Source organism: Streptomyces sp. NPDC050509 (genome assembly GCF_044457965.1).
Taxonomy (GTDB): domain Bacteria; phylum Actinomycetota; class Actinomycetes; order Streptomycetales; family Streptomycetaceae; genus Streptomyces.
Genome location: NZ_JBITHL010000001.1, coordinates 400,498 through 418,627 on the forward strand (window position 1 = coordinate 400,498; position 18,130 = coordinate 418,627).

The window sequence follows — 18,130 nt, forward strand, 5'->3', positions numbered from 1 at the left end:
CACACACGGGGTCGGTACCACGTCCTGGGCATACTAAGCGGTCGCTTGTCGCGCTGGGAACAGCCCGCTCAGGACGTCTTCGGCCGCGCCCGCACATGCATCCGCTCACCCTGCGGACCGAAGAGGCTCAGGAACTCCACCGGCGCGTCCCCCGCCGGGCCGAACCAGTGCGGGACGCGCGTGTCGAACTCGGCCGCCTCCCCCGGTCCCATCACCACATCGTGTTCGCCGAGCCGCAGCCGCAGCCGCCCGGAGAGGACGTAGAGCCATTCGTACCCCTCGTGGGTGCGCTGCTCGCCGTCCTGTTCCGGCGAGGGCGTGGCCACCACCTTGTACGCCTGGAGGCCGCCCGGCTGGCGGGTGAGCGGCAGCATCGTCCGGCCGGCGTGCACGATCGGCTTGGCGCGGACCCGGGGGTCGCCCACCTCCGGCGCGCCGACCAGTTCGTCGAGCGGCACCCGATGGGCGCGGGCGATGGGCAGCAGCACTTCGAGGCTGGGCCTGCGCCGGCCCGACTCCAGCCGGGACAACGTACTCACGGAGATGCCGGTGGCGGCGGAGAGGGCGCCCAGGGTGGCCCCGCGCTCGCGCCTGATCCGGCGCAGCCGGGGTCCCACCTGGTTCAGTACATCGTCGAGCCGGGATTCTTCGTCCATCCGTACATTGCAGAAACAGCACGGCCATTTGTCAATCCGGCACGGCTCACCCGGTACTGCTCACCCGGTACCGCTCAGCCCGCGCGGACGCGCTATTCGTGGAAACCCGGCGCGACGCTCTCCGCCCCGTCCGGCCTCGTACGGTCCGGATGATCCGGGCGGTCCGGGCGGTCCGGGAAGAGGGGGACGGGCCGGATTCTGCGCAGATACGCCTCCGCCTGCCAGATCGCCTCGCGCGCGGTGCGCTGTCCCATCAGGACACAGAGGGTGTACGCGACGTCCTCGAACCGTCCGCGGGTGGTCTCGTCCAGCGGATCGGCGAGCACCAGCCGCTCCCAGGCCCGGTAGCGGGCCAGGAGATCGGCGACGAGATGTCTGTCGGGCAGCAGCATGTCCACCACCTCCGCTTCCGCGGGACCGGCCGTCGCGCGCAGCGTCGCACAGTCCCCTGTCCGCCATTCTCCACCCGGCGCGCCGCATCCGCGCGACGAGCCCCGCGCCCGCTCCACGCGCCCGGCCCGCCCCGCGCTCAGTCCTCCCCGCGCGCCAGTGCCAGCAGCCGGTCCAGGACGCGCGGCCCGCCCGCCCGTACCCCGTCGTGCTCGAACTCGTCGGTTACCCAGGTGCGCAGGCCGCGGATCGCGCGCGCGGTGCGCAGCGAGTGCTCCGTGTCCACGTACATGTCGTCGTGGTAGACGGCCGCCGCCACGGGCACCTCGTTGGCGGCGAGCCGGGCCGTGTCGTACAGGGCGGGCCAGTCGGTGCGGGTGGCGAACAGTTCCGCGGTCTCGCGCAGCGGGCGCAGCGCCGGGTCGTTGTCGAAGTGCCAGGGGTGGATGGACTCGCCCGTGAAGTAGAGCGGGCCTTCCCCGGCGAGGGTCTTGGCGGCGTCGAACCGGGCGAACTCGCCCCGTACCCGCTCGGCGGCCCAGTCGGTGCCCCGGCCGCCCTGCGCGTAGATCGCCTCGTGGACCAGGGCGTACAGCGGGTGTCCCGCGAAGGAGAGGGAGGAGGCCACGTTCTCCTGGAAGGCGTCGGAGAGGGCGGGGCCCTTGGGCGTACGGACGAAGGCGTTCTCCAGCAGGTAGTGGAGTTGATGGCTGCCGTCGCCGGAGCCGAGCACGATGCCGAGGGACTGGAACGCCTCGGGCGTGAGGGTGTAGCCGCCCGGAAGGACGGGCCGGTGCTCGGCCACGTACCACGCGACGGCGCGGGCCCGCTCGACGTCCTGGGGGTAACGGGCGTAGTGCGCCTCCACCTTGCGCGCGATCCGCGGGTACGCGGCGCGGTAGACCTCGTCCGCGGTGGCGTCCAGGGACGGCAGCCCACCGGTGATCAGTACGGTGTCCAGGCCCTCGGGCGCGGCGCAGAGGTAGTGCGTGGCGCAGAAACCGCCGAAGCTCTGGCCGAGTACGGTCCAGGGCGCGCCGCCGGTCAGCAGGGGGCGGATGGTCTCGCAGTCGCGGACGATGGAGTCGGCGCGGAAGTGGGCGAGGTGGTCGGCCTGTTGGAGCGGGCCGCCGTGCAGCGGCAGGGTCTGCCGGTTGACGGGTGTGGAGAGGCCGGTGCCGCGCTGGTCGAGCAGGAGCACCCGGAACTCCTGGAGGGCGCGGCCGAGCCAGGCCTGTCTGCCGATGAAGCGGCGGGCGCCGAAGCCGGGTCCGCCCTCCAGGTACACCAGCCAGGGCAGGTCCGCGCCGGCCCGGGCGCTCGCCACGGCCTCGCGCGCGAACAGCTCGATCCGCTCGCCCCCGGGATCGTCGTGGTCCAGCGGGACCGTGAAGCGGTGGTCGGTGAGGACGACGCCGGGCTGGCGGTAGCTGGTCAAGGGGGCTCCTGTTCTCGGTCGCCCCTGGGGGCGGTCACGCGCCACCGGGGCGGGCACGCCGGACATTTCAGCACACGAGCGACGGGCGTCCCCCGCCCGCCCCGGTGGATACGGACCGGACACGGGGCGTGTTCAGCCCGGGACGGCCGGGAACCGTCCGGGACCGGCCCCGGACGGTCGCCGGACGGCCGCGGCCCGGTGTGCGCGCGGGGCCGGCCGGTCCTAGCGTGAGGGGCATGATCCGGTTCGAGCAGGTCGGCAAGGTCTACCCGGACGGTACGGCCGCCGTGGACGACCTGTCCTTCGAGGTGCGCGAGGGCGAGCTGGTGACGCTGGTGGGCCCCTCGGGGTGCGGCAAGACGACCACGATGATGATGGTGAACCGGCTGATCGAGCCGACCTCGGGGCGGATCTTCGTCGAGGGCCGGGACATCTCCGGGGTCGACCCGGTCGCGCTGCGCCGCCGGATCGGCTATGTCATCCAGCAGGTCGGGCTGTTCCCCCACCGTACGGTGCTCGACAACACCGCGACCGTCCCCGCGCTGATCGGCTGGAAGAAGGCGCGGGCGCGCGAGCGGGCGGCTGAGCTGCTCGATCTGGTGGGGCTCGACCCGGCGACGTACGGTCCGCGCTACCCCGCGCAGCTCTCGGGCGGGCAGCGCCAGCGGGTCGGGGTGGCGCGCGCGCTGGCCGCCGATCCGCCGGTGCTGCTGATGGACGAGCCGTTCGGCGCGGTGGACCCGGTGGTGCGCGAGCGGCTGCAGAACGAGTTCCTGAAGCTCCAGGCGACGGTGCGCAAGACCGTGCTGCTGGTGACCCATGACATCGAGGAGGCGGTACGGATGGGCGACCGTATCGCCGTGTACGGGGAGGGGCGCATCGAGCAGTTCGACAGCCCTGGCACGGTTCTCGGTACCCCGGCGACGCCGTACGTGGCCCGGTTCGTCGGCGCCGACCGGGGGCTCAAGCGGCTCTCGGTGACTACGGTCGAGCCGGCCGATCTGGAGCAGCCGCCGGTTGCCAGGACCGGTGAGCCCGCGCGGGACGCGGCGGCGCGGATGCGCGCGGAGGGGGCTCGCTGGGCGGTGGTGCTCAACGACGACGGGGAACTGCACGGCTGGATCGCGGCCGACGCGCCGGCCCGCGCGGGGGCGGACGGGTCGGAGCCCGGTTCGGTGGGGGATCACGCCCGGCGGATGGAGGCGTGGGTGCCGCTCGGCTCGCCGTTGAAGCAGGCGTTCAGCGAGATGCTGCAGCACGACGCGGGGTGGGTGGCGGTGCTGGACGGGGCGCGCTTCGTGGGGGTGCTGACCCCGGCGAAGCTCCATGAGGCGCTGCGCCGCTCGGTCGACGCGGACGCGCAGGGCATCGGGCGGGGCGAGGTCGACTTCGACTCGGTCTCGGACGCCTAGACGAGTTGGGGGCTCGTGAGCCGGCGTGCCGTCGCCCGTGCCCCCGTCGTGCTCAGGGTCTCGCGGTCTTCTGCGGCCCGCCCTCCGGTCGTACGGTGTGATCTTCCGATGTCCCTGAGTGATTCAGCCGACCGAGGTGGTCCCGCATGCCCCAGTCCGATCTGCCCCTCGACCAGCTCCGCGCCTACCGGAGCACGTCCGAGGAGCCCGAGGACTTCGACCGGTTCTGGGCGAAGACCCTCACCGAGACACGCGGTCACGATCTCGACGTCCGTTTCGAACCGGTCCCGACGGCGCTGGCGACGCTGGACGTCTTCGACGTGACCTTCGCGGGATTCGGCGGCCACCCGGTCAAGGGCTGGCTCGTGCTGCCCGCATCCGCCCGTGAGCCGCTGCCCGTGGTGGTGGAGTACATCGGGTACGGCGGCGGGCGCGGTCTGCCGCACACCCATCTGCTCTGGGGTTCGGCCGGGTTCGCACACTTCGTGATGGACACCCGGGGGCAGGGCGCCGGGTGGAACGGCGGCGACACCCCCGACCCGGTGGGCAGCGCCTCCTCCTACCCCGGCTTCATGACCCGGGGCGTCGAGGACCCGCACGACTACTACTACCGGCGGCTGTTCGCCGACGCGGTACGCGCGGTGGAGGCAGCCCGGTCCCACCCGCTGGTCGACGCCGCGCGCACGGCGGTCGTCGGCGCCAGCCAGGGCGGCGGGATCGCCCTCGCGGTGGCCGGTCTCGTACCGGATCTGACGGCGGTGGCGCCGGACGTGCCGTTCCTCTGCGACTTCCCCCGGGCGACGACCATCAGCGCCCGTCATCCGTACCGCGAGGTGGGTCTCTACCTGAAGACCTACCGGGGCCGGACGGAGCAGGTGTGGCGGACGCTCGGCTACTTCGACGGGGTGCACTTCGCGGCGCGCGGCAGCGCCCCCGCGCTGTTCTCGGTGGCCCTGGAGGACGAGACCTGCCCGCCGTCGACGGTGTTCGGCGCCTTCAACGCGTACGCGCACGAGGACAAGGCGATCGAGGTGTACGACTTCAACGACCACGAGGGCGGCGGCGCGTACCAGCAGGCCGCCCAACTGGCCTGGCTGCCGGGACGCTTGACGGGCTGACCGGTCAGTTCCCGCCCGGCGCCAGCAGTTTCCGCGACTCCAGATAGCTTCTGGCGACGTCCTCGGGCAGCCGCCGCCAGCCGTCCACCCGCTGGTTCATGCCGGCCAGGTCCGCGGTCGTCAGTACGGTGTTCAGCCGGTCCAGGGCTTCGGTGACGCCTTTCGCGCCGGCCCTGGCACGGTTGACGACGGGCACGATGTTGTCGGCGTTCTGGAGGTGCTTGTCGTCCGCGAGGAGCACCAGCCCGAACTGACCGAGGGTCGCGTCGGTGGTCGTGGTCAGCACCATCTGGTCCTGGCCGCGCTGGACGGCCTGTTTGGCCGGTGTGGTGCCGACGCCCTTGGGGTCGATCCCGGTGATGTCGATCCCGTACGTCCTCCTCAGCCCCGGCGCGCAGTACGGGCGCCGTACGCACTCGTCCCCGGCGGCGAGCCGTACGGGCAGCCGGGAGCGGCCCAGGTCGCTCAGGGTTCTGAGGTGGTGCTTCCTGGCGTAGGCGGCGGAGACGGCGAAGGCGTTCTGGTCGACCGCCCGGCCGGGGTCGAGGACGGTGAGCCCGCGCGCCGAGGCGAGGGTGCGCAGCGCCTTCATCGTGGTGGCCAGGTCGGGCGAGCCGACCGGCCGGGCGTCGGGGCCGTGGGCCTTGGCGTTCAGCCAGTCGGCGAAGGTGGCCGCGTACTCCGGCACGACGTCGATCCGGCCGCTCTCCAGGGCCGGTTCGTACAGCTCCCGGTTGGTGACCGAGAGGATCCGGGTGTGGTACCCGGCCCGTTCCAGCAGGAGCGCGTACATCTGGGCCAGCAGGTCGCTCTCGGTGAAGCCCGCGGTCCCGATGGTGAGGTGTTTGCTGTCGCCCGGCGGGGCGGTGACGGCGCCGCGGTCCTCCAGGGACGGCCCGGTGGTGCAGGTGGCGGTCGCCAGGAGCAGGGCGCCGCAGACGGCGGCGGTACGCAGCGCTCTCACCCGGCGCCGCCCCGCACCCAGCGCGGTCCCAGCCGCAGCGCCGCCTCGAACGCCCCCTCCACCAGCAGCGCGAGCACGGCGACCAGGACGGCGCCCGCCACCACCTGGGCCGTGTCGGCGAGGTTGAATCCGGCGGTGATGATCCGGCCGAGTCCGCCGCCGCCGATCAGGGCGGCCAGCGTCGCGGTCGCCACGAGCTGGACGGCGGCGATCCGTACGCCCGTGAGGATCAGCGGCAGCGCGAGCGGCACCTCGACCCGGCACAGGCACTGGCGCGCGGTCATCCCCATGCCCCGGGCGGCCCGGACGACATCACGGTCGACGCCCCGCATCCCGACGTAGGCGTTGGTGAGCAGGGGCGGGATCGCGAAGAGGACCAGCGCGATGATCGTCGGCCACTGTCCGTACGCGCCGATGGGGGTGAGGAGCAGCAGGACGAGGACGGCGAAGGTGGGGACGGCGCGGCCCGCGTTGGAGATGTTGACGGCGAGGGCGCCGCCCTTGCCGAGATGACCGAGGACCAGGGCGACGGGCAGGGCGAGCGCGCAGCTCAGGGCGAGGCAGACGACGGTGAGGTAGAGGTGTTCGGTGAGCCGGTTGGCGATGCCGTCGGTGCCCGGCCAGTGGGCGGGGCTGGTGAGCCAGGACCAGGCGGCGGCGAGGGTGTTCACGCGGGGGCCCGCCTGGTCCAGGGGGTGAGCCGGCGCTGGAGCAGGAGGAGGGCCACGTCGGCCACGACGGCGATGAGGACGCACAGCACGGAGGCGGTGAGTACCTGCGCCTTGAAGAAGGTGTTCATCCCGGCGTAGATGAGGTTGCCGAGTCCGCCGTGTCCGACGATGGCGCCGATGGTGACGAGGGAGACGGCGGAGACGGTCGCGATGCGCAGCCCGGCCATGGCGGCGGGCAGGGCGAGCGGCAGTTCGACGGTGAGCAACAGCCGGAGCGGGCCGTATCCCATGCCGCGGGCGGCCTGCCGGGTCTCCTCGGGGACGCCGCGCAGTCCGGCGAGGATGTTCCGTACGAGGAGGGTCAGCGAGTAGAGCACGAGCCCGGCGACGACGAGTGAGGCGGACAGTCCGTAGAGCGGCAGCAGCAGCGAGAACATGGCGAGCGACGGGATGGTGTAGAGGACGGTCGTGACGCCGAGCACGGGGGCCGACGCCGCCTTCCAGCGCCGGGCGGCGAGCGCGAGGGGTACGGCGATGACCAGGCCGATCAGGACGGCGGCGAAGGTGAGCCGGAGGTGCTCCAGCACCGCGTCCCACAGGATCGTGCGCCGGCTGGAGAGGTAGGCGCCGCAGATCCACTCGTTGCGCGCGAGGCAGTCGTCCGGAGGCGCGGTCACCTGCCCATTGGAGCGCCGCCCGGTGCCGGGCGCGCGCCGTGCTGGACCGTACGGGTGGACGCGGGGCGTCGCCCGGGGGCGTCGCGGTGGAGTGCGCGGAGTGTTCCCGTGGCAGCCGCCGGGGCCGGACGAGTCATGTCGCCGGGACATGCCGCCGGGTCCCAATTTGCCTGAATGATAAGGATGTTGCGTGAGATTACCGGGAAATAGCTCTTACGGGTGAACTAAGCGGAATTACTTGCGCTCGGCGTGGATCACCATGGCATGCTCCGATCAATCAGGACTACTCGCCTTCTGTCCCTTTCCCCGAGGAAGTGCCGCGATGACCCCTTCGGACTCCGTGCGAACCTGCCCGGTCCGTCATGACAACGCTCTGGAACCCGACCCCTTCATGACCCGGATGCGGACCGAGGCACCGGTCACCCGGGTCCGTATGCCCTACGGAGAGGGCGACTGCTGGCTGGTCACCCGGTACGCGGACGTACAGACCGTCACCTCGGACCGGCGGTTCAGCCGGGCCGCGCTGATCGGCAAGGACTTCCCGCGGATCACCCCCGCCCCCATCGCCCAGTCCGAGGCCATCAACCTCATGGACCCGCCCACGCTCAACCGGGTGCGCCGGCTGATCATCAAGGCGTTCACCACCCGCCAGGTCGAGGAGCTGCGGCCCTGGACACAGCGGAGCGTGGACCGCCTGCTCGACACGATGGCCGCGGAGGGCGAGCCGGGCGACGTGGTCGCCGCTCTCGCCGACCGGCTGCCCCTGATGTCGATCTGCGAGCTGCTCGACATACCCGAGGAGGACCGCCGCCAGTTGCGTGACTGGGCCATGGCGATGATGTCGATGAACGCCGCGGACCGCGACTCCGCGGTCGGTGCGAAGGCTGGGCTGCGGGCGTACTTCACCGAACTGACCGCGGCGCGCCGGCGCGACCCGGGGGACGATCTCATCAGCGCGCTCGCCACCGCCCGGGTGGGCGAGGAGATGCTCGACGAGGCGGAACTGGCCGTACTGGCGATGCTCCTGGTCGTCACCGGCCACGACACCACCACGTACGAGATCAGCAACATCGTCTTCACGCTGCTGACCCACCCAGCGCACCTGTCGCAGCTACGGGCCCGCCCCGAGCTGCTGCCCCAGGCCATCGAGGAACTGCTGCGGTACATCCCGTTCCGCCAGGGCGTGGGCATCCCGCGCGTGGCCCTGGAGGACGTCGACTTCGACGGGGTGACCGTCAAGGCGGGCGACACCGTCCATGTCTCCTATCTGACGGCCAACCGCGACTCCCTCGTCTACGAGCGCCCGGACGAGCTTGACTTCGGGCGGGAGAGCCTCGGCGTCCACATGACGTTCGGGTACGGAAGCCACCACTGCCTCGGTTCCCATCTCGCGCGGATGACCCTCCAGGTCGCCGTCGGCACCCTGTTCACCCGGTTTCCCGCGCTGCGGCTGGCCGTTCCCGAGGACGAGGTGCGGTGGAACACCGACTCCATCTGGCGCTATCCGCTGGCGCTTCCGGTCGCCTGGTGAGGAGCTGACATGGCAATCCTGTGCAGACCGGCGATCGCCGTGCCCGAGCACGTCATCACCCGGGAACAGACCCTGGAGTTCGCGCGCACCCTGCACGCCGGACACCCGCAACTTCCGCTGGCCCTGCGGCTGATCGGCAACACCGGGGTGCAGACCCGGCATCTCGTCCAGCCCATCGAGGACACGCTCCGGCACCCCGGCTTCACGGCCCGCAACGCCCTCTACGAGACCGAGGCCAAGTCCCGGCTGCCCGAGGTCATCCAACGGGCGCTCGCCCACGCCGAGCTGACGCCCCACGACATCGACATGATCGTGTACGTGTCGTGCACCGGCTTCATGATGCCCTCGATGACCGCGTGGCTGATCAACACCATGGGGTTCAGGTCCGCCACCCGCCAACTGCCCATCGCCCAGCTCGGCTGCGCCGCCGGCGGCACCGCCATCAACCGCGCGCACGACTTCTGCATCGCGTATCCGCACGCGAACGTGCTCATCGTGTCCTGCGAGTTCTGCTCGCTCTGCTACCAGCCGGAGGACCTGGGCGTCGGCAACCTGCTCTCCAACGGGCTCTTCGGGGACGCCGTCGCCTCCGCCGTCGTCCGCGGTGAGGGCGGGGCGGGGGTACGGCTCGTACAGAACGGCTCGCACCTCGTGCCCGGCACCGAGGAGTGGATCTCGTACGCCGTCCGGGACACCGGATTCCACTTCATGCTCGACAAGCGGGTCCCCGGCACGATGTCCATGCTCGCCCCCGCCATGCGGGACATGGCGGAACCGTTCGGCTGGGACATCTCCGACCTGGACTTCTACATCGTCCACGCGGGCGGGCCCAGGATCCTGGACGACCTGAGCAAGTATCTGATGCTGCCGTCGGAGACCTTCCGCTACAGCAGGGCCACCCTCACCGAGCGCGGGAACATCGCCAGCGCGGTCATCTTCGACGCGCTGGACCGGCTCTTCGAGGAGGGCGGCGCCGCCGAGGGGGCCCGCGGGCTGATCGCGGGCTTCGGTCCCGGCATCACCGCGGAGATCTCCCTCGGACGCTGGACCCGGCCGGACACCGCCCCGGTGTCCGCCGGCCACGCGAGCGCCCCCAGGACCGCCGCGTGACCGCCCGGGAGATCCGGGCGGCCCGCTCCGAACGGCCCCCGGCTCTCCCGGGCCCGCACCACCTGTGCCGGTGAACCGGCAGGCTCCTGGCGGGTGTCCGGGCCGCTTCGTGATCACAGCCTGGTCCCGGGCCGCCCCTGTCGCCTAGGCTGTCCGCCCGCCTGTATCGCACCGCGCCCACCCGGCGCGTCGGCGATCGCGGCGGCCCCGGTCACCCACACAGGAGCGCCTCATGACGGCACACCCGCCGCCCCAGACCCGGATCGACACCAGCAAGGCCCACCCGGCACGGGTGTACGACTGGCTTCTCGGCGGCAAGGACAACTACGCGGTCGACCAGGTGGTCGGGGAGCGAATACCCCCGGAGGCCAAGGGCAACGCCTTACGGAACCGGGCGTACATGCGGCGCGCCGTCGCCTGGACGGCGCGGCAGGGCGTCGACCAGTACCTCGACATCGGTACGGGGATCCCCACCGAGCCGAATCTCCATCAGGTCGTGCAGGAGATCATCCCGACGGCCCGGATCGTGTACGCCGACAACGACCCCATCGTGCTGCGCCACGCCGAGGCCCGGCTCACCAGCACACCGGAGGGCGCCACCGACTACATCCAGGCGGACGTCCGGCAGCCGGAGACCATCCTCGGCCACGCCCGCACCCTGCTGGACTTCGACCGGCCCGTCGCGCTCTGCCTCATCGCGCTGCTGCACTTCGTCCCCGACGAGGACGACCCGTACGGGATCACCCGCACCCTGGTGGACGCCCTGCCCTCCGGCAGCTATCTGATCTTCTCGCACACCACCTTCGACGAACATCCGCAGTACAAGGACGTCGTCACGACCGCCTACAAGGAGGGCGAGATCCCGCTGCGGATGCGGGACCGTACGGAGGTGGCGCGCTTCTTCGACGGTCTCGACCTGGTGGAACCCGGGCTGGTGACGGCCGCCCACTGGTACAAGGACGGACCTGCCCCGGCGCCCGAGCTGAGCGGGTTCTACGCGGGCGTCGCCCGCGTCCCGTAGCCGCCACGCGCTCCGTGGCCGCCGCGCGCGTTCCGTGGCCTCCCCCGGCGGGCCGGCACCGGACCGGTCCGCCGGGGAACTCCCCTGGTGGGGAACGTCCCTAGTGGGAGAACCGGGGAAGCCACTTCACCTGGTAGTCCGCATGGTGGGCGTGCTCCGCGGCCATCTGGCGGACGACGAAGCCCAGCCCCACCGCGCGGCCGGAGGCGAAGCCGTCGTCGGGGCGGTCCACGTCCAGGGCCGCGACCTCCGCGTACTCGTCGAGCAGCACCCGGCTCGTCTCGATACGCCGGAGCGTGTACGCCGGGTCCTGACGGGCGATGTGGCCGTCGTACCCGTGGGTGCGCAGGCTGAACGCGATACTTCCGGTGCGGTCGTGGATCTCACCGGGCTGCTCGGGCGGGCACCTCCAGGAATCGCCGCCGGCTTCGCGCGCGATCCCCTCTTCCTCGTCGAGGCGTGCCCGCACGAACGCCATCAGTCCAGCGTTGTGGTCTGTCATCTGGTTCCGGTCCTTCTGGCCATGACGGATCCGCTCCGGGCAGTGCCCGTGCCGGGTCCGTTCCACTCGTCCCGCAGAGCATGCCGCACTTCGCGGGCCGCCCGCTGCGCCGTCCACCCCGACCATCACCCGTACGAGGTCGGCGGAACCCGGTGACCGGCCCGCGCCACGGGTAGCTACCTGACGTACACACATCGTGAGGGGGCTGGAGTGTGATGGACCCACGGGAGAGCGGCAGCGGCACCCTGGCCGTACCGGGAGCCAGGCTCCACTACGAAGTGCGCGGCGAGGGTCCGCTGCTGATACTCATAGCCGGCGGCAACTCGGACGCGGACGTGTTCGGAGGGCTGGCCGCCGTGCTCGCCGCCGGCCACCGCGTCGTCTCCTACGATCCGCGCGGCAACTCGCGCAGTGTGCTCGACGGGCCGCCCGCCGACCAGCGGATCGAGGTGCACGCGGACGACGCGTACCGGCTGCTGGACGCGGTGGCCGCGCCGGGCGGGACGGCGTCGGTGTTCGGAAGCTGCTCGGGCGGGCTCATCGCGCTCGAACTGACACTCCGCCATCCGGAGAGGGTCGGCGCCGTGGTCGTCCACGAGCCGCCGTCGCTGAGCCTGTTGCCGGACGCCGAGGGCCAACTGGCGTTCATCGAGGAGGTCCACGCGGTGTTCCGCCGGGAGGGGGTCGGGGCGGCGATGGCGAAGTTCAGCGCCCTCTTCGGCGGCCGGGCCGCGCCCGTACTGCCCGAGGCGCAGGACAACAGCGCGTTCTTCCTGGCGCACACGATGCGGCCGTTCACCCGCTACCTGCCCGACACGGCGGCGCTCGCGCCGATGGCGGGGCGCGTCGCGGTCGCGGGCGGCCGGGAGTCGCGGACGCAGGTGGCGCACCGTCCCGCGGTCGTCCTCGCCGAACGACTGGGCCGGGAGCTGGTGGAGTTCCCCGGCGGTCACTCCGGCTACGCGAAGTGGCCGGCGGAGTTCGCCCGACTGCTCCTCGGCGTGTTCGCCGCGCTGCCCACCGGCCGGGGGCGGGCGCCGTGCGGATCGTGATGGGGGCGCAGAACTGCGGCTTCGGACCGGCGGCCGAACTCGTCGCGGTCTCCCGGCTGCTCCCCGGCCACCACCGGGTGTTCGTGGGGGACGGCGTGGCGGCCTCGTTCGCGCGCCGTAACGCGGACGCCTTCGACGTCATCCACGAGATGTCCCGGTCGGAACCGGTCCAGGCCGCCGCGCTCGACGGGCTGCTGGCCTCCTGCGACCAGGTCGTCTCGGTCATGGACGCCGAACTGGCCCTGCGGGCCGTGGTGGCGGGCCGGCCCGTCGTCATGGTGGACAGCCTCTTCAGCTTCTGGCGGACGGAGCGCCCACCGGCCGCGATCGGCGCCTTGTGCGCGAGCCTGCCGCGCTCCTCCTTCGCCGCCGCGGACCGGCATCTCGCCGTGCTCTCCCCGCACGAGCGCGTGCTCGCCGCGCATCTGCTCGCCCACCACAGCGTGGTGCAGAACTTCCCGGGCGTCGCCGACCGTACGGCCGCGTTCGCCGCCCTCGGCAGCGGCCCGGTGACGCATCTGTCCGGGCCGGTCATCGACCTCGCCGGGGTGCGCGACGTACCGCGCGGCGGCGCACCGGAGTACGACCTGCTGATCAACGTCGGCGGGTTCAAGAACTTCCTGCTGGACTTCGACGTCAACAACGACTACCTGCGCCTGCTCGACCGGTGGATTCCCGATCTGCTGCGCGACTGGCCCCGGTTCCGGCGTGTCCTGGTCTGCGGCGGCCCCTACGGCGCGCGCCGCGAACGGAGCTACGAGAGCGCCGGAGGGCGGGCCGACTGCCGTTTCCTGCCGCAGCGCGCCCTGCTGCGGCAAGTCGCGACCATCCCGTACCAACTGCTGGCGCCGGGGCTCACGGCGCTCCACGAGGCGCTGGCGCTCGGCCGGCTGCCGCTCGGGCTGCACGAGCAGCACTACGCGCACGTCTTCACCGTACGGCGGCTCGGCTCCACGCTCTTCGGCCGGTCGGCCGGGCGGTTCGCGGATGTGCTGCCGCGGCACCGGATACCCGAGGACGACCTCGCCGGGACCGCGGCCCTCGTCGAGATCGCCGCCCGGGTCCGTACCGACGACACGCTCTACGCGCTGTTCCGGCGCACGCTCAACGAGCGGATCGAGCGGTACGTCGCGCTCACCCCGGCCGAGCTGCGCCACGGCGTGGCGGAGCTGCGGGAGGTCCTCGGCGGTCCGCCGGTCTCCTCGGTGCTCGCCACGATCTTCGGCGAGGCGAAGGGCGGGGCGCCTGCGGAGTAATCCCATTGCCTCGCGGCGCGGCGTGGTTCCAGACTGTGCCGGTGCTGATCCGACGCGAGACCCCCGCAGACCATGCCGCCGTACGGGCCGTCACCACGGCCGCCTTCGCGACACCGGAGAGGCCGGAGCCCGTGGAGGCCCCGCTCCTCGACGCGCTGCGCACCTGTGACGACTGGCTGCCGGCGCTGTCGCTCGTCGCCGTCGGCGACCGGGGCGGGGAGGAGGGTCAGGTCGTCGGGCATGTGGCGTGCACACGCGGGCGGGTCGACGGCGCCCCGGCGCTGCTGCTCGCTCCGCTCAGCGTGCACCCCGGCCATCAGCGGCGCGGCGTCGGGCTGGCGCTCGTCCACTCCGTGCTCGGCGCGGCGGACGCCCTCGGCGAACCGCTCGTCGCGCTGCTGGGCGACCCCGCGTACTACGGCAGGTACGGCTTCCGGACCAGCACGGAGTACGGGATCGTGCCGCCGGAGCCGTCGTGGCGCGCGTACTTCCAGGTCCGTACGCTGTCCGCGTACCGGGAAACACCGCGGGGCACCTTCCGGCTCGCGGAGCCGTTCGACCACATCTGACTCCGGGCGTCACCTCAGACCGGCCCGGTGAGCGCGACGGGAAGTTCCTCCAGGCCGCGCATGATCGCGATCTCCCGCCAGCGGATCTCGTCCTCCGGCACTCCGAGGGAGAGCCCCGGGTACCGGCGCAGCAGTGAGCTGATCGCGATCTCGGTCTCCATCCGGGCGAGGAAGGCGCCCAGACAGTTGTGGATGCCGTGGCCGAACTGGAGATGGCCCTCGTTCTTCCGGGTGATGTCGAGCGTGTCGGGCGCGGCGAACCGGTCCGGGTCCCGGTTCGCGGCGGCGAGGACCACCTTGACCAGGGCTCCGGCCGGGACTACCTGGTCGCCCAGCGGGATCGGCTCGGTCGCGACGCGCAGGATCGCGGTCTCCAACGGGCCTTCGAAGCGCAGCAGTTCGTCCACGGCCCTGGGCAGCAGGGACGGTTCCGCCCGGAGCGCCGCGAGCTGGTCCGGATGGCGCAGGAGGTTGAGCACGGCGTTGCCGATGCCGTTCACCGTGGTCTCGTGTCCGGCGATGAGCAGTTGTACGGCCATGCTCACCAACTCGTGCTCGGAGAGCCGGCCTTCGTCGGTGTCCCGGACCGCGATCAGCGCGGAGAGCAGATCCCCGGACTCCTCGGTGCCCGCCGCCCCCCGGCCGGTCTCCGGCCGCTCGGCGCGCTTGGCGGCGATGAGTTCGCTGAGGTAGCGGCGCAGGTTGCGCATGGCGTCGGTCGGTGACATGCCGTCCCCGACGTCGGCGGGGAGCACGAACATCGTCGTCGTCCACCGTTTGAAGCTGTCGTAGTCCTCCGGGGGCACCCCGAGCAGTTCGCAGATCACCGCGATGGGCAGCGGCGCGGCCACCGCCTCGATCAGGTCGGCGTGTGCGGTGTCCGGTCCGAGCGCGTCGAGCAGTCCGTCCATCAGCTCCTGCACCCGGGGGCGCAGGGCCTGGATCCGGCGGGCGGTGAAGGTCCGGTTGACCAGTCTGCGCAGCCGGGTGTGGTCGGGCGGGTCGCTCGACAGCAGGGTGTGCGGCGCCTCGTTCTCCGGGTCCAGGTAGCCGTACGCGAAGGCCCCCAGCGCCTTCTGGACGACCTCGCCGTCCATGGATAGGCGGGAGTCACCGAGCGCCGCCTGTGCCTCGGCGTAGCGGGTGATCAGCCAGACGACGAGCCCGTCGGGGCGCTCGACGCGGTGCACGGGGCCGGCGTCCCTGAGCCGGGTCAGCGCGGGGTAGGGGTCCTTGAAGTACGCGGGGGTGTAGAGGTCGTGCGCGGGGCAGGTCTCGGTCATGGTGTCCTCCGGGAGGCGTTCGTCGGCCGGGGCTGGGCGGGGCGGTCGGCCGGTCAGCGGCTCGGGCGGTGGGCGGCACAGGCGGTAGGCAGCTCTGGCGGTGGGCGGTTCGCGCGGTCAGCGGTTCGGGCGGTGCGCGCTGATCAGGAGGTAGCCGAACTCGGGGATCTCCGCGAGGCGTTGCCAGCCGCGCAGCTCCTCCGCCACGGCCGCCGGGGGCGACCCCAGGTCGTTGAGGATCGTGTCGAGGCGGTCGTTCGCCTGACGCCAGAGGGTGCGGAACGTGGGGCGGACGGTCCGGTCGGTGAGGTCCGTGATCGCCTCGGGCTCAAGACCGGCGCCCGTCAGCAGCTCCGGGTACGCCTCCGGGGTGGCCAGGGACCTGATCATGTTGGCGCGCAGATAGCCGGCGACGGTCTCGTCGTCCTCGGCGCGCTCGGCGGGGATCGGCGCGCGGAGGACCTCGTCGGTCAGGACGAGCCGGCCGCCGGGCCGCAGCACCTTCGCGATCTGCGCGAGCACGGCGGGCCGGTCCATGTGCATGATCGATTCAAGACCGAAGACCGCGTCGAACGCCCCCTCCTCGAACGGCAGGTTCATGGCGTCGGCGTACTGGAACACCACCTGCCCGGCCAGGCCCTCGGCCCGGGCCAGGCCGGTGGCCTTCGTGATCTGTTCCCGGCTGACGGTGATGCCGACGACCTCGGCGCCGGTGGCGGAGGCGAGCTTGACGGCGGGGCCGCCGACCCCGCACCCGAGGTCGAGCACCCGGCTGCCGGGGCCGGCGTCCAGCCCGCCGATGACCAGATCGGTGAGGCGTCCCATCGCGTCGGAGAGACCGCCCTCGTCCTCGGGGTGCTCCCAGTACCCGAAGTGCAGGCTCTCACCGAACGCCAGCAGTTCGGGCACCCGCGACAGCCGGTCGTAGCGGTGACCGACCTCCTCCGTCGTCCACAGGGTCTCCTCGGTGCTTCGACTCATCTCGCTGCCCTTCCGGTCGCCGGTGATCACTGCGTGGTGTCCTGTTCCGTTTTCCGTGCGGGCTCCCGTGGGTCGCGGGAGAAGAGCGCGCGCTCCCTCTCGGTGAAGGGCGGGGCCGTCAGGGGCGGGGCGCCGGGCCCCCGCAGGGCGCCGAGCACCGCCTTCGGTGCCAGCAGGCGGGACACCGGCGCCGACAGGGTGAAGATGTCGGCGATCGCGGCGGCGACGGCGGGCCGGGTGGCGGAGGCGCGCGCCGCGCGGGCGGAGTAGCGCCGCATCAGCTTCGCCGCGACGCCGGGCCGGGGGCCGATGACGTCCGGGTACTGGACGTCCTGGCCGACGGCGAGGGCCCAGGCGTCGTTCACGGTGGCCGCGACGGCGCGCTGGACGTGCCGTGAGCGCTCCGGTAGGTATCCGTACCGTTCCAGGTCCGTACGGAGCGCGGTCGCGGCCTTCGCCGCCACGGACATGCCGTGCCCGTACACGGGGTTGAACGCGGCCAGCGCGTCCCCGAGGGCCACGAACCCGTCGGGCCAGACGGGGAGTTCCTCGTAGTACCGGCGGCGGTTGGCCGTGCTGCGGGAGCCGCACACCGGGCCGAGCGGCTGTGCCGCCTCGATGAGGTCGCCGATGACGGGGGTGCGCAGGGTGCGGGCGAACGGCAGGAAGCCCGCGTCGTCCGTCGGCGGCTGCGCGGGCCTCAGGCCCGTCAGGGTGACCAGCCACCGGCCGTCCTCGATCGGCAGCAGGGTGCCCGAGCGGCCGGGGACCGGGTCGGCGGGGCTCGGCATCACGGTCACGGCCGGGAAGTCCCGCTCCGCACCGGGCGGCACCCGGAACAGGCGGGTGGAGTAGGCGAGTCCGGTGTCGACGGTCTCCTCCCGTACCCGGGGTGTCCCCAGCTCCTCCAGCCAGGTGCGCGCGGCCGAGCCGCGGCCGGTCGCGTCGACGACGAGGTCCGCCCCGATCAGCGACGCCTCGCCGGTGGCGCGGTCGCGGACCCGGACGGCCGTGACACGGCGGCTGTCGCCGTCGAGCCCGGTGACGTCCGTGCCCTGGAGCAGGGTCACGCGCGGGTCCAGGAGGACCTGTTCCCGTACGGTCCAGTCCAGCAGGGCCCGCCCGCAGGTGATGACGTACTGGAGGTCCGCGGACCTGGGCACCCAGCCCTGCGCGGTGGAGGAGACGAGGCCCTTCCGTACGCTGACGCGGTGCGCCCCGGCGGCGTAGAGGCTCTTGGTGACGCCGGGGACGAGCGCGTCGATCGCCTCCGCTCCGCTGGACATCAGCATGTGCGCGTGGCGCGCCTGGGGCACCCCTGTGCGCTCCTGGGGGCCGGCGGGCATCCGGTCGCGTTCGACCAGGGTTATGTGGTCCGCGTGGCCCGCCAGTGCGGCGGCGGCCAGGGTGCCGGCCAGACCACCGCCCAGGACCACCGCGCGGGTCGCTCGTGCTGCCATCGCCGTGACGTTCCTTCCTCGTGTGAACCAGGGGACGTG

The 18,130-nt window shown here is 72.4% G+C and carries 18 protein-coding genes; 8 read left to right on the forward strand and 10 right to left on the reverse strand.

The window, feature by feature from the left end; genetic code table 11:
• Window positions 1-68: 68 nt before the first annotated feature.
• The 3 genes from ACIBJC_RS01480 to ACIBJC_RS01490 form a co-directional block, all read right to left on the reverse strand.
• Window positions 69-656 carry a helix-turn-helix domain-containing protein gene (locus ACIBJC_RS01480; protein WP_399286133.1) on the reverse strand — a complete coding sequence of 196 codons (588 nt, stop codon included), beginning with the start codon at window positions 654-656 and terminating at the stop codon, window positions 69-71.
• A 92-nt stretch (window positions 657-748) separates the two neighbouring features.
• Window positions 749-1,048: a DUF5133 domain-containing protein gene (locus tag ACIBJC_RS01485; RefSeq protein ID WP_399286135.1), complete on the reverse strand. Its 300-nt coding sequence runs from the start codon at window positions 1,046-1,048 to the stop codon at window positions 749-751.
• Between the two features lie 137 nt (window positions 1,049-1,185).
• Window positions 1,186-2,484: an alpha/beta fold hydrolase gene (locus ACIBJC_RS01490; RefSeq protein WP_399286138.1), complete on the reverse strand. Its 1,299-nt coding sequence runs from the start codon at window positions 2,482-2,484 to the stop codon at window positions 1,186-1,188.
• 236 nt (window positions 2,485-2,720) lie between these two features.
• On the opposite strand from ACIBJC_RS01490, the gene ACIBJC_RS01495 reads away from it, so the two are divergent.
• The gene (locus tag ACIBJC_RS01495) at window positions 2,721-3,896 is read left to right on the forward strand and encodes an ABC transporter ATP-binding protein (RefSeq protein ID WP_399286140.1); all 1,176 of its coding nucleotides are present in this window, start codon (window positions 2,721-2,723) and stop codon (window positions 3,894-3,896) included.
• Window positions 3,897-4,042: 146 nt separating this feature from the next.
• Complete coding sequence (locus ACIBJC_RS01500) at window positions 4,043-5,014, forward strand: acetylxylan esterase (RefSeq protein WP_399286143.1); 972 nt, start codon at window positions 4,043-4,045, stop codon at window positions 5,012-5,014.
• A 4-nt stretch (window positions 5,015-5,018) separates the two neighbouring features.
• Here ACIBJC_RS01500 and ACIBJC_RS01505 read toward each other — a convergent pair whose 3' ends face one another.
• Genes ACIBJC_RS01505 through ACIBJC_RS01515 form a run of 3 tightly spaced genes read right to left on the reverse strand, consistent with a single transcriptional unit; the run spans window position 5,019 to window position 7,326 of the window.
• Complete coding sequence (locus tag ACIBJC_RS01505) at window positions 5,019-5,978, reverse strand: ABC transporter substrate-binding protein (RefSeq protein WP_399286145.1); 960 nt, start codon at window positions 5,976-5,978, stop codon at window positions 5,019-5,021.
• A complete protein-coding gene (locus tag ACIBJC_RS01510; protein ID WP_399286148.1) occupies window positions 5,975-6,649 on the reverse strand; it encodes an ABC transporter permease in 675 nt (224 codons plus the stop codon). Before ACIBJC_RS01510 ends, ACIBJC_RS01505 begins: the two co-directional genes overlap by 4 nt.
• Window positions 6,646-7,326, reverse strand: coding sequence for an ABC transporter permease (locus ACIBJC_RS01515; protein ID WP_399286150.1), 681 nt, complete (start codon window positions 7,324-7,326; stop codon window positions 6,646-6,648). Before ACIBJC_RS01515 ends, ACIBJC_RS01510 begins: the two co-directional genes overlap by 4 nt.
• 322 nt (window positions 7,327-7,648) lie before the next feature.
• Here ACIBJC_RS01515 and ACIBJC_RS01520 point away from each other — a divergent pair, with 322 nt between their 5' ends.
• The 3 genes from ACIBJC_RS01520 to ACIBJC_RS01530 all read left to right on the forward strand — a co-directional run bounded on the left by ACIBJC_RS01520 (window position 7,649) and on the right by ACIBJC_RS01530 (window position 10,988).
• Entirely contained in the window at window positions 7,649-8,857 is a 1,209-nt protein-coding gene (locus tag ACIBJC_RS01520; RefSeq protein WP_399286152.1) for a cytochrome P450, read from the forward strand.
• 9 nt (window positions 8,858-8,866) lie between these two features.
• A complete protein-coding gene (locus tag ACIBJC_RS01525) occupies window positions 8,867-9,967 on the forward strand; it encodes a type III polyketide synthase (protein WP_399286155.1) in 1,101 nt (366 codons plus the stop codon).
• A gap of 232 nt (window positions 9,968-10,199) precedes the next feature.
• Window positions 10,200-10,988, forward strand: coding sequence for an SAM-dependent methyltransferase (locus tag ACIBJC_RS01530; RefSeq protein ID WP_399286158.1), 789 nt, complete (start codon window positions 10,200-10,202; stop codon window positions 10,986-10,988).
• Between the two features lie 100 nt (window positions 10,989-11,088).
• On the opposite strand, the gene ACIBJC_RS01535 is transcribed toward ACIBJC_RS01530, so the two are convergent.
• Window positions 11,089-11,490 carry a DUF6221 family protein gene (locus tag ACIBJC_RS01535; RefSeq protein WP_399286161.1) on the reverse strand — a complete coding sequence of 134 codons (402 nt, stop codon included), beginning with the start codon at window positions 11,488-11,490 and terminating at the stop codon, window positions 11,089-11,091.
• Window positions 11,491-11,705: 215 nt separating this feature from the next.
• Between ACIBJC_RS01535 and ACIBJC_RS01540 the strand changes: the two genes are divergently transcribed.
• From ACIBJC_RS01540 to ACIBJC_RS01550, 3 genes are read left to right on the forward strand one after another with little or no spacing between them, the layout of a single operon-like run.
• Window positions 11,706-12,542 carry an alpha/beta fold hydrolase gene (locus ACIBJC_RS01540; protein WP_399286164.1) on the forward strand — a complete coding sequence of 279 codons (837 nt, stop codon included), beginning with the start codon at window positions 11,706-11,708 and terminating at the stop codon, window positions 12,540-12,542.
• A complete protein-coding gene (locus tag ACIBJC_RS01545; protein ID WP_399286166.1) occupies window positions 12,530-13,798 on the forward strand; it encodes a hypothetical protein in 1,269 nt (422 codons plus the stop codon). Before ACIBJC_RS01540 ends, ACIBJC_RS01545 begins: the two co-directional genes overlap by 13 nt.
• Window positions 13,799-13,839: 41 nt before the next feature.
• Complete coding sequence (locus tag ACIBJC_RS01550; protein WP_399286169.1) at window positions 13,840-14,367, forward strand: GNAT family N-acetyltransferase; 528 nt, start codon at window positions 13,840-13,842, stop codon at window positions 14,365-14,367.
• A 14-nt stretch (window positions 14,368-14,381) separates the two neighbouring features.
• Here the strand turns inward: ACIBJC_RS01550 and ACIBJC_RS01555 are convergent, their stop codons facing one another.
• From ACIBJC_RS01555 to ACIBJC_RS01565, 3 genes are all read right to left on the reverse strand, one after another.
• Complete coding sequence (locus ACIBJC_RS01555; protein ID WP_399286172.1) at window positions 14,382-15,650, reverse strand: cytochrome P450; 1,269 nt, start codon at window positions 15,648-15,650, stop codon at window positions 14,382-14,384.
• Between the two features lie 117 nt (window positions 15,651-15,767).
• Complete coding sequence (locus ACIBJC_RS01560; RefSeq protein ID WP_399286175.1) at window positions 15,768-16,631, reverse strand: SAM-dependent methyltransferase; 864 nt, start codon at window positions 16,629-16,631, stop codon at window positions 15,768-15,770.
• Between the two features lie 26 nt (window positions 16,632-16,657).
• Window positions 16,658-18,091, reverse strand: coding sequence for an NAD(P)/FAD-dependent oxidoreductase (locus ACIBJC_RS01565; protein ID WP_399286178.1), 1,434 nt, complete (start codon window positions 18,089-18,091; stop codon window positions 16,658-16,660).
• Window positions 18,092-18,130 lie beyond the last annotated feature (39 nt).